The 7,717-nt window shown below is 46.7% G+C and carries 7 protein-coding genes; 6 read left to right on the top strand and 1 reads right to left on the bottom strand.

Annotation, left to right across the window (positions count from 1 at the left end; translation table 11 throughout):
* Nucleotides 1-16 precede the first annotated feature (16 nt).
* Genes ASV53_RS08020 through ASV53_RS08045 form a run of 6 tightly spaced genes read left to right on the top strand, consistent with a single transcriptional unit; the run spans nt 17 to nt 6,144 of the window.
* Nucleotides 17-970, top strand: coding sequence for a sirohydrochlorin cobaltochelatase (locus ASV53_RS08020; protein ID WP_094956717.1), 954 nt, complete (start codon nt 17-19; stop codon nt 968-970).
* Nucleotides 963-1,838 carry a precorrin-3B C(17)-methyltransferase gene (gene cobJ / locus ASV53_RS08025; protein ID WP_094956718.1) on the top strand — a complete coding sequence of 292 codons (876 nt, stop codon included), beginning with the start codon at nt 963-965 and terminating at the stop codon, nt 1,836-1,838. Before ASV53_RS08020 ends, cobJ begins: the two co-directional genes overlap by 8 nt.
* Nucleotides 1,835-2,623, top strand: a complete 789-nt coding sequence (gene cobM / locus ASV53_RS08030; RefSeq protein WP_094956719.1) for a precorrin-4 C(11)-methyltransferase — start codon at nt 1,835-1,837, stop codon at nt 2,621-2,623. Before cobJ ends, cobM begins: the two co-directional genes overlap by 4 nt.
* Nucleotides 2,624-2,629: 6 nt before the next feature.
* Nucleotides 2,630-3,649, top strand: coding sequence for an adenosylcobinamide-phosphate synthase CbiB (gene cbiB, locus ASV53_RS08035; RefSeq protein ID WP_094956720.1), 1,020 nt, complete (start codon nt 2,630-2,632; stop codon nt 3,647-3,649).
* 33 nt (nt 3,650-3,682) lie between these two features.
* Nucleotides 3,683-4,798 (top strand): threonine-phosphate decarboxylase, encoded by a 1,116-nt coding sequence (locus ASV53_RS08040; protein ID WP_094956721.1) that lies wholly within the window; start codon nt 3,683-3,685, stop codon nt 4,796-4,798.
* Nucleotides 4,795-6,144, top strand: a complete 1,350-nt coding sequence (locus ASV53_RS08045) for a cobyrinic acid a,c-diamide synthase CobB (RefSeq protein ID WP_094956722.1) — start codon at nt 4,795-4,797, stop codon at nt 6,142-6,144. The genes ASV53_RS08040 and ASV53_RS08045 overlap by 4 nt, the downstream gene beginning before the upstream one ends.
* An 85-nt stretch (nt 6,145-6,229) precedes the next feature.
* Here ASV53_RS08045 and ASV53_RS08050 read toward each other — a convergent pair whose 3' ends face one another.
* Nucleotides 6,230-7,333, bottom strand: a complete 1,104-nt coding sequence (locus ASV53_RS08050) for a phosphoribosylaminoimidazolesuccinocarboxamide synthase (RefSeq protein ID WP_094956723.1) — start codon at nt 7,331-7,333, stop codon at nt 6,230-6,232.
* Between the last annotated feature and the right edge of the window lie 384 nt (nt 7,334-7,717).

A 7,717-nucleotide genomic window follows, 5' to 3' on the forward strand; every position in this document is an offset into this window, starting at 1 on the left:
TGAAATAGGAATATCAATGAAACGTTTACGTCATTACAACCAAGGTACCGCTATTGTTCTGAGCTGTTTTGGCTCTGTGGTAGAACAACAGCGTTACGTGAAACTGCAGCAACACATCAGTGAGCTGTATCCTGACTGCCACGTTCGCATGGCAACCAGTTCTAAAATGGTTATTAAGAAGCTCGCAGGTAAAGGCGAAATGTGTCAGAGCTTGCCGCAAGTGTTAGCGGATTTAGATACTCAAGGCTATCAGCATATTTTAGTGGTTTCTTGCTACTTGTTCCCAACGGATGAACATTTGTATCTGACCAAGATTGTGGATGGCTTCAAGCAGTTTTCGCTATCACGTATCGGTCAAACACCTGCAATCATGCATCATAGCCAATTGGCAACGAAACTGCTTGGCGCACTACATCAGCGCTTTCCCGTTGATCAAGGGTGTAACTTATATATTCACCATGGTGCGCCACTGCTGGATAACCCTGGGCATCAAGCCATTCATTATTGCGATAGCCTACTCACTAAAATCTCTAAGCGTAATTTTACCTGCTCGTTAGAAGGGGCGTGGCCGTTTGGATTACTGATTGATAGCCTAAGCGAAGAGATGAAGCAGGCTTGCCAACCTATGATTGTCAATGGTGAAAAACCCAAGCTGCGTTTAGTGCCGCTACTGTTAGTTTCAGGCAATCATTTTGAAAATGACCTCGCCAGTATCAAAGGTCAACTTGACGCCGATTTTGAGGTGCAAGTTGCAGAACCTGTTCAACACGCAACAGCTAACAGCTTTGATACGGTGAATGACAAGGCGAATGAGCCGCTCAATGATAAGGCGAATAAAAAGTTCTGTATGTTAGATGTGCCTGAACTGATCGAGATAATCGAAAAGCAAATCGCGGAAGGGTTGATCAAAATAGGCGCACCAGAACGTGCTTTACAGATTATCGGCACCGCCGAGGTGAACCATGGCTAAACTGACCTTGGTTGGCCTTGGGCCGGGCAGTATCGATCTCGTGACTCCTGCCGCCCGCGACGCCATTGAATCAGCCGATGTTGTGGCGGGCTATAAAGCCTACGTCGACTTAATTACTTCCCTGATTGATAAGCAAGAAGTGATTCAAAGTGGCATGACGCGCGAGTGGGAAAGAGCAGCAGCGGCGATTGATGCAGCGGCGGAAGGTAAATCGGTTGTACTCGTCTGTTCAGGCGATTCTGGTATGTACGCAATGGCGCCCTTAGTGCTGGAGCTATTACAACAGCGTAATCCTGAGTTACCTGCTGTTGAGCTTGCCATCATTCCGGGGATTACTGCGGCGAATGCCTGTGCATCTTTGGTAGGTGCGCCACTTGGTCATGATAGTTGCACGATTTCATTATCGGATCTGCTGACACCTTGGGAAGTGATCACCAAGCGGATAGAAGCGGCTGCAATGGCTGATTTTGCGATCACGTTTTATAACCCAAGATCGAAAAAGCGTAAAAGCCATATTGAAACCGCGCAACAGATCCTATTGCAGCACCGCGCCCCCAAGACCCCAGTGGCGGTAGTGAATGCTGCGTATCGTGATGATCAAGGTGTGATGTTAAGTACGCTCGACAGCTTTACTTCACTAGAATTTGGTATGAATGCTGCGGTACTCGTGGGTAACAGTAATAGCTATTACTTTGGCGATTGGATTGTTACGCCACGTGGCTATAAGAATAAATACCAGCTTGAAACAGGGGCTGTGCTATCAGGGCAAAAGCGCGGGCATTCGTTAAATACTGCTACTGCTGAACAGCAAGGTGAAGCAGTGAAAGCGCGTCAAGAACAGGGTGAAAAAGCAGGTGAATTAGTATGACCGTCTTCTTTATTGGTGCAGGCCCAGGTGATCCTGATTTGATCACAGTTAAAGGCGCGCGCTTAGTTGAGCGTTGCCCTGTGATCTTGTACGCAGGTAGCTTAGTGCCCAAAGCTGTGATTGAGCGCGCGAAGCCTGATGCGAAAGTGTTTAACTCGGCAGATATGGATCTGGATGCGATCACCAAGGTGTACACGGATGCATTTGCGAATGGCGAAGATGTTGCCCGTGTGCAAACAGGGGATCTTTCGATCTATTCCTCGTTGGCAGAGCAAGTTCGTCGTTTAGATGCGCTTGGTATTGATTGGCAGGTTATTCCCGGTGTGTCGTCATTCCAAGCGTCTGCCGCGGCATTGGGTCAAGAACTCACTTTGCCTGAAAAGTGCCAGACGATCATATTAAGCCGCGCATCTGGCCGAACGCCTGTGCCAGACAAAGAAAACCTCAAATCACTGGCAGCGCATGAAGCAACACTGTGTTTATTTTTGAGCGCAACGCTCATTCGTAAAGTAGTGCGTGAGCTTTCCGAGGTATACCCAATGAGCTGGCCTGTGGCTGTGGTTGAAAAAGCCTCTCACCCAGAACAGCGCATCATTCGAGGCACCTTGGCTGACATTGCAGATAAAATGCATGATGCCAATATTCGCTCAACAGCGATGATCATTGTCAGTAAGGTGCTTGGGGAACAAGATTTTGTTGATTCTAAATTGTATGACCCGACGTTTTCTCATGCGTGTCGTAAAGCGCGTGTGGTCGACGGTGACACAGTGAATAAAGAAGGTTAGTGCATCATGTTGTGGGCTTATTCTCCGCCAGCGTTGTTTGATTCGGTTTCAGTCACGCTAGCACTTTTATTGGTGGCCAGTTTGTTGCTAGACGCTTGGTTTGGCGAAGTTCGTCGTTTTCATCCCTTAATTGGTTTTGGTCATTGGGCAAGCTGGATTGAAAAGCAGCTAAATCGATCAGTGTCGAGCCAGGCCGTTCGCGCTTCTGAAAAACGTTGCTCTCGAATGGCTAATACGAGATCAAGAGGCATTTTGCTTGGTGTCTGCGCGTGGTGCTTGGCGATCTTGCCTATTTTGTTGGTGACATACTGGTTATTTGATTGGCTCTATCATGCATCGCTATATCTGTGGTTAGCGGCAAATGTCATCGTGTTGTACTTCACGGTGGGGAAAACCAGTTTATTGCAGCACGCACAGTGGATCTACCGCCCTTTGGTAGCTGGTGACCTTTGTGCCGCGCGTGAAAAAGTGGGTTGGATTGTCAGCCGTGATACCAGCGTAATGGATCAGTATCAAGTGACGTCAGCAACGGTGGAGTCAGTGCTTGAAAATGGTAACGATGCCGTTTTTGGTGCCATGTTCTGGTTCATAATTGGTGGTGCGCCAGCCGCTGTTTTGTTTCGATTAGTGAATACCTTAGATGCGATGTGGGGGTATAAAAATGATCGTTACTGCCACTTTGGTTACAGCGCGGCAAAACTTGATGATGCGATGGGCTGGTTACCCGCTCGGCTAACAGGCCTGACTTATGCCTTAGTGGGGAACACTAAAAATGCGCTTCATTGTTGGCGTACTCAAGCGCATTTGTGTGCCAGCCCTAACGGTGGGGTTGTGATGACAAGTGGCGCAGGGGCAATCAATACCACCATTGGTGGGCCAGCAATCTATCATGGGGTTCAACACGATAAGATCTTCATGGGGCAAGGTGAGAAAGCAACGGCAGCCGCAATAGCGTTAGCCTGTGGTTTAGTGGAACGCAGCGCGTGGCTATGGGTCGCTGTCTTGGTGATTATTGCCGCGCTATAAAGGCTATAAAACATTATTTATGAGTAGTAAAACATGCTGAACCATGGTGGAAAGTTACGCGAGTACGCGGCCTTGTATCAACGGCCGCTAGAAGAATGGATCGATCTTTCTACAGGCGTTAGCCCTTGGACATATCCTATCGGCCAGATCCCAACATATGTGTGGAATCGTCTGCCTGAAGATGACGATGGTTTGATGGAAGTTGCGCAGCAATATTACGGTTGTGAATCACTCTTGCCTGTCGCAGGTAGCCAAGCTGCTATTATGGCGCTGCCCTGTGTGATCCTATCGTCATTGATTGAAAGTGATTGCGAAGGCGAGGGGAGCTGCAAAAAAGATATTCAGATTGCGTTGCCGCAGGTAGGTTATAAAGAGCATGAACAGGCTTGGCGAAAAGCGTTAACGCAATTTCCTACGGTTACTATCTCTTTGGTTTTTTACCCTGATGAGCCATCCGCTGAGCAGCTAAATAGCATAGATGTATTGGTAGTGATTAACCCGAATAATCCAACGGGCCATTATGTTTCAGCTAATAAATTACACCTGTGGCAGCAAGCATTGGCTGTGCGAGGTGGTTGGCTGGTGGTTGATGAAGCTTTTATGGATCTCACGCCAGCGCATTCGCTTTTACACAGTAACAATCCAGCAGTACGAGCAAATGGTGCTGCTGAAACGCTATCTGAAAATCGAGTTGTGTTACGTTCTATAGGTAAGTTCTTTGGCTTAGCAGGGGCACGCGTTGGCTTTGTGATCGCTCAGCCCAAGGTGCTTGCTCCGTTACAGGCATTACTTGGCCCTTGGACGGTTGCAGGACCTAGCCGTTATATCTTGCAGCAAGCATTAGCGGATACACCTTGGCAGCAGCAAACCCGTGAACGAATCTGTGCCATGGCAGATAAATTACACCAAGTGTTGTCACTCCATTTTTCCAGCAAAGATAACCTTGTTGAAGCAACAATGGCCAGTGGGATACTTTTTCATACAGTTCAGCTGCCGCATGCGGCTTGGTGGCATCAAACACTAGCCAAACAAGGGGTACTGGTGCGACTGTGCGACGAGAAACATGCGATTCGATTTGGTTTGCCGCACAATGATGCTGACTTGCAGCGCGTAAACACAGTATTAACACACATTAAGGACAATCAATGAGTTCATATTCATGCCCAGCCTTGGTTGTGGCAGCACCGGCATCTGGCACAGGGAAAACCACGGTTGTTGCAGCATTAGCGCGTTACTTCACGCAGCAAGGCAAGAATGTAAGGGTTTTCAAAACAGGGCCTGATTTTATTGACCCGCAGTTTTTAGCCTTAGCTTCTAAAGCACCTGTATATCAATTGGACTTTTGGATGTGTGGCGAAGCACATTGTCGAAATTTACTGGCACAAGCATCGCAAGAAGCGGATTTGATCTTAATTGAAGGCGTGATGGGGATGTTTGATGGCCAGTGCTCCAGTGCTGATATTGCCGCGGCGTTTGGTATCCCTATTTTGGCTGTGATAGATGCAGGCGCAATGGCACAAACCTTTGGTGCGATTGCACATGGGCTAGCCAGCTACCGTCAGGATGTTGATGTGTTTGGCGTGATTGCAAACCGTGTTGGCTCTGAGCGTCACGCTGAAATGCTGCAAGAAAGTTTACGTCCACCGCTGACATTCTGTGGTTGGTTACCGAAAGACATGGATTTGGCTTTACCTGAGCGTTACTTAGGCTTGGTACAGGCCAGTGAGCTGGATGACATTGAAGCTAGGCTAGATCATGCCGCAAGTGTCATTGCAGCCAGTAGTGACATTCCATTGCCTAAACCAATCGCATTTGATCTACATGATGATCCCTGCGCTTTGACTGAGGTACAAAAAACGGCACTCTCTGGTGTGACGGTAGCGGTCGCAAAAGATAACGCCTTTCTGTTTTTGTATCAGGCAAACCTTGAGCTGCTAGAAGCCTTGGGGGCTGATCTGGTCTATTTTTCACCCCTCACGGGTACCGCGTTACCATGCTGTGATGCCTTGTATTTACCGGGCGGCTACCCTGAACTTCACCTTGATGCGTTACATGCTAATCAGGCGCTTATCACTCAAATTCAACAGCACGTTCAAGCAGGTAAGCCATGTGTCGCAGAATGTGGCGGCATGCTTTACCTTAATAAAACGTTAACGGCGGTGGTAGCACCAGAGGGTGAATCAGAAACAGCTAGGTTGAATACTTCTCCTGTCGCTATGTGTGGAGTGCTTAATGCGCATTCTCGTATGCAGCCTAAACTGGCAGCATTAGGCATAGTTGAAGCGGCATTTGAGCTAGGCACATTACGTGGACACACTTTCCATTATTCAATGACCTCGTCGGAGGAAGAAGTGCTAACTCAGCCTGTGAGCCAATATGGTCGTAAGACCGATCCTGTGTGGACCAAAGGGGCGACAACCGCCTCTTATATTCATTGGTATTTCCCTTCGAACCCAGATGTCGTGGTGTGGCTGTTTACACGAAAAGCCGCGTGAATGGCGAAACAATAGAATAAGAAAGGGCTGCGCAATTGCAGCCCTTTTGATATCAGTTCAAATTTGTAGAGATTATCCGTAATGCTTAATCGATCAAATCGTATTGCTCACGTAGGATCGCGACGATCTCAGCTTTAGGATTTTGGCTAAGGACAATTTTTTGACCTGTTACTTTTTCAGCGATCTCTGTGTAGGTTTTTGATAACGCCATTAATGCACTTTCTGGCAGCTCATTATCACGAGCAAGGGCAAAACGCTCGTCCATGCGATCTTTGTTAAGTAGAATGTCGGCATCAGGGAAGTAGTTAAGCAGGAACTGACGGAAACCTTCTTTTGAGTTTTCGACAATTTTACCGTCACGGTAAGAAGACTCTTCCCAAATACGTGATGAATCAGGTGTACCCACTTCATCCATATAGATCAGCTTTTCGTTACCTTGTGCATCTTCCACATAACCAAATTCAAATTTAGTATCAACGAAGATTTGGCCAAGCTTTTCGAGTTCACCGCTGATCACATCAAAGCCTTCTTTTAATAGCTTCTCGTAATACGCAATATCATCGGTAGATTTGAAATTGAAGGCTGCAAAGTTATCTTCAATATTTTTGCGGGTAATATTTACATCATCAACCGCAGGCACGCCGGGAACATTTTCTAAAATGCCTTTGGTTGAAGGGGTGATCAGCAATTCAGGTAGCTTTTGGTCACGCGTTAAGCCTTCTGGTACTTCAATACCACAGAATTCACGTTCGCCTTTCTCGTATGAACGCCACATAGAGCCCGTAATGTATTGGCGGCAAATCGCCTCAATCATAACAGGCTTCGCTTTTTGGACAATCCAAATGAAAGGATGAGGAATGTCTAAAATATGGCTGTCGGCTAAGCCATTTTCGTTGAACAGCTTGAACCAGTGGTTTGAAATCGCGTTAAGAGCAGCCCCTTTACCAGGTACACCTTTCATGCCGCCTTCGCCGTGCCAGATACAGTCAAAAGCTGAGATACGGTCACTAATAACCATAATTGCTAATGGGGCATCAGGCTTAACATTGTAGCCTTTTTCTTTAATCAGACGCTGGCTGTCTTCTTCAGTTAACCAATATACCGAACGTACTTTACCGCTATGCACGGGTTTGTCGGTACGGATTGGAAGGTCATTATTTACAGCAAGAACTTGATCAGCGAGGCTCATGGCGAAATTCCTATTTCATATTAATGCGATGAAAGCACAAGTACTCACTTGTTGTTGGTACTTGTGAAGGGCAACTGCCTGTTTCTGTGCGGATCATACCAGAAGTTGAAGACTCTGCCAGTAAAAAAGCAATCGTTTGCCTTTTATGTAAGCTGAGATAAAGCGATTGGTTGAGATGGCAGAGTGAGCTAGCCAGCATTGATTACTTATCAATGGCTGTACTGAGGTCTAGCGAAAACATAGGTTTAAAATACATAGGTTTAAAAGACGTAGCTTTAAATTGAAATACGGCTGACTTTGAGTAAATAACCGGTAAGTAATATAGGTTAAACACATCTATTGTCTTACTAATATAATGGTTATTTATTTGATTGAATCCATAAT

Source organism: Photobacterium sanguinicancri, assembly GCF_002265265.1.
Classification (GTDB): domain Bacteria; phylum Pseudomonadota; class Gammaproteobacteria; order Enterobacterales; family Vibrionaceae; genus Photobacterium; species Photobacterium sanguinicancri.